2 protein-coding genes are annotated in these 3,288 nt (G+C 67.2%); both read left to right on the forward strand.

Annotated elements, in window-relative coordinates:
* The coding region (locus V5A19_RS14105) for a tetratricopeptide repeat protein (protein WP_332327977.1) at positions 1 to 1,018 on the forward strand (1,018 nt) is incomplete at its 5' end.
* A gap of 1,008 nt (positions 1,019 to 2,026) precedes the next feature.
* Positions 2,027 to 3,241 carry an EAL and HDOD domain-containing protein gene (locus tag V5A19_RS14110; RefSeq protein ID WP_332319952.1) on the forward strand — a complete coding sequence of 405 codons (1,215 nt, stop codon included), beginning with the start codon at positions 2,027 to 2,029 and terminating at the stop codon, positions 3,239 to 3,241.
* Positions 3,242 to 3,288 lie beyond the last annotated feature (47 nt).

Below are 3,288 nucleotides of genomic sequence, written 5' to 3' on the forward strand. Positions count from 1 at the left end.
CAAGGTCCTGGGCGCCCTGGAGGTGGCCCGCAAGCTGGAGCAAGCCCATCCCCGGAACCCCCAGGTCCTGACGGTTCTGGGCACCATCCACCGCGCCAACGACGACCTGGAAAGCGCGGCCCGGACCTTCGAGCGCCTGGCGGAGTACCGGCCGCAATCGCCCCAGGCCCGAGTGGAGCTGGCCCGGGTCTACCTGGCCCAAGAGCGGGGCAAAGCGGCGCGGGAGACCCTGGACAAGGCCCTGGACATGGCGCCGGATCATCCCCCTGCCCTGCAGTTGAGAGGGCGCCTGGCACTGGCGGACAGCCAGCCCGAGCAGGCGCGCAAGCTGGGCGCTCGCCTGGGGCAGGCCCTGCCCGAGTCGCACGCCGGGCCCCTGCTGGTGGCCCGGGCCCACCAGCAGGCCGGAGCCCTCGAGGCCGCCGCCGAGGCCTACCGGACGGCCCTCGAACGGGGATCCGTCCGCGAGGCGGCCCTTGGACTGTTCCGGGTGCGCCAGCAGCAGGACCGGGGCGAGGCCGCGCGCGCCACCCTGCGGCAATGGCTCGAGGCCCGGCCCGCCGATACCGAAATCCGGACCCTGCTGGCCCAGGAACAGCGCAAGAGCGGCAATCCGTCAGGTGCGATCCAGACCTATCAAAAAGGCCTGGACAGTGATCCCGAGAACCCGGTCCTGCTGAATAATCTCGCCTGGCTATACCTGGAACGGGACGGCGAGCGCGCGGTGGATCTGGCCCGCAAGGCCTACCGGTTGGCCCCGGATCGCCCCGGGGTCGCCGATACCTACGGCTGGGCCCTGGTGCAAAGCGGCGAGCCCGAGAAGGGGCTGGCGCCCCTGCGGAAGGCCGCCGAGAAAGCGCCCGATCGGCCATTGATGCGTTATCACCTAGCGGCGGCGCTGGCCGACAGCGGTCGCGACGACGAGGCTCGCCGGCAACTGACGGACCTGCTAAAGGAAGCCCCGGACTTCCCGAAAGCGGCCGCCGCGCGAAGTCTTCTGGAATCCCTGGCGCCCTAGCTGGCCGGCTGGGGCGATTGGGCCCAGGCCACGGCTCGGAGGCCAGGGGACCTAGGCAACGGCTCGCCCGGCGGAGCCGGGCTCCTACAGGGGCACGGCTTATTGTAGGAGCCCGATTCATCGGGCGAGCCGTTTGGCGGTGGTGCCACCGCTCCGGCCGGCCTTTCGCCCGGCAAAACCGGCCTCGGCCTTGGCAATTATGAGGTGATGAGCGCCTCGGGTGATTCCGGCGGCCCGACGATTCTGAACGGGGAGATTGCGTGCATTACCTCTTATGACCTTCGGCTGGAGGACAATTGCGGCGGCAGCTCCGATGTTGACGGATCCCTCAACGCGTCTTTCGGGGAGTTCGCCGGGGATATCCGGGTGGCGAGCTTTGCCGGATGGATCCGCGGCCAGGTCACCTTGGTTCCCGTCCCTTCCTCCCTGGCCCTCATCGCCCTTGGCCTTCCCTTGCTGCCCTTACCACGGCGGGGGTTGACTCGGGCCTGATGGCGCTCTCCGCGTACCAATTCCGCTTGTTCCAAGAAGGGCTCAACCTGTTGCTTTGGCTGTTTTTCAAGGATCTGGCTAATCGGTTGGCTCAGGAGTAGGCCGAATTCAGGTTCGCCGCCTCCTATGGGAGCGGCCATTGGCCGCGACGGGAGGGGCTCCCGATCCAAGTCGGGGCTGGTAGCCCCTCCCACAAGCACCCTGCCTGAGTGAGGCGGATGGCCAGGTTCGAGGAAAGGCTGGCTCCTTGCTGCCTCGCCCCCAGGAACCCCATCTCGCCGGCCGTTTCTTGGCCCGTACCCAGGCAGCCCTCGTCGGTTTCCGCAGTTTCAGGCAGGGTCAATCCCCCCTCTGTTCGACACGGAACCTTCCAAGGAAGCGCCTGGGGTGACAGCTGGGAAGCCACTCCCTTGCCGGGCCTATGGCAAGCCAGGGTGCCGGGCGCTTTTACAAAGGCCCCAAACCAGTGGAGGATGGTCAACAAGGGCGCTGGGATTGGGATGCAAGGAGCTGTTAATGGGCGAAAACCACTATTTGACCCGCCAGCCGGTTCTGAACGTGGACTGGCACCTGTTGGGCTTCAGTATTGGGGTTCAAGGCGATGGCGGCGTTGGGGCGGACCAGCCGGATCCCAGATTGGCGGGGGCCCGGACGCTGCTGACCGCGATCAACTCCCCCGGATTCGCCCGCATGGTGGGACAGCGCCGGATCTTCGCTGACTTGCCGCGGGAGTTCTTGTACCAGGAGCTGGACAGCTTCCTGAACGGCGCGGGGTCAACCCTCATGCTGCCCCAGCCCGACGCCGAGCCCGGCCTCGAGGAGGCGGTGCGGGCACGGCGCGCCGAATCCTTCCAGGTGGGATTCGAGGTGAGTGGCCCCGGCGTGGACAGTGAGCTTCTGGGCAGGACGGCGGATGTTCTACGCTTCGAGCTGGATCGTTTCCCGGAGCCGTCCACCCTGACCGCGACGGTTTCGCCTTTTCGCAGCGGCGGCGCCGCCTGGCTTGCCAACGGGGTCCATACCCAGGAGGCCTTCCAGCGCTGTCGGGTTCTGGGCTTCTCCATGTTCCAGGGCTCGTTCTTCACCAAGCCCACTACCTTCACCAGCGACGTCCTCAGCCCCCGCCAGTTGGCACTGATCGAGCTGTTCCGCAAGCTCAGCAGTGAGGCCGACTTCGCCGAGGTCGAGGCCACCTTCAAGAAGCATCCCGACCTGGCCGCCCATCTCCTCGAGCTGCTGAATTCCGCCGCCTTCCGGCGGCAAAAGCCCATCCATTCCCTCAGGCAGGCGTTGGTTGGACTCGGCATGCGAAACCTGCGCCGCTGGGTTGCTTTGCTGCTGCTGACGGACGAGGACGGGGCCGAAGCCCAGGCGGCCCTTCTGGACGAGGCCCTGATCCGGGCCCGCACCATGGAGCTCGCGGCGGAGCGCATCCAGCCCGCCGATTGGTTTGCCGGGAGCGCTTTCCTTACCGCCATCCTTTCCGTCCTGGAACCGGTGCTGAAGCGGCCCGTGGAGCAGTTGGTGGAGGATTTGAACCTGGACCAGCCCATCGCGGATGCCCTCGCGGAGCGCAAGGGGCAGCTGGGCGAGCTGTTGGCCACCGTCGAGCAGCTGCGGGATCGGCGGGAGCTGCCTGGCGAGGTGATTATCGGTGAAACCCGCTTCCGCTCAGGGGACTGGTTCGGCTACGAAGAGCAGGCCGCGTTCGATAACGCCCTCGCCAATTGAGCCTGGCCCTGCCTTCCCTCAAGGGCCAGTGGGAGCGGACCCTACCT

Origin of the sequence: Thiohalorhabdus sp. (assembly GCF_036628635.1) — a bacterium.
Classification (GTDB): Bacteria; Pseudomonadota; Gammaproteobacteria; order Thiohalorhabdales; family Thiohalorhabdaceae; genus Thiohalorhabdus.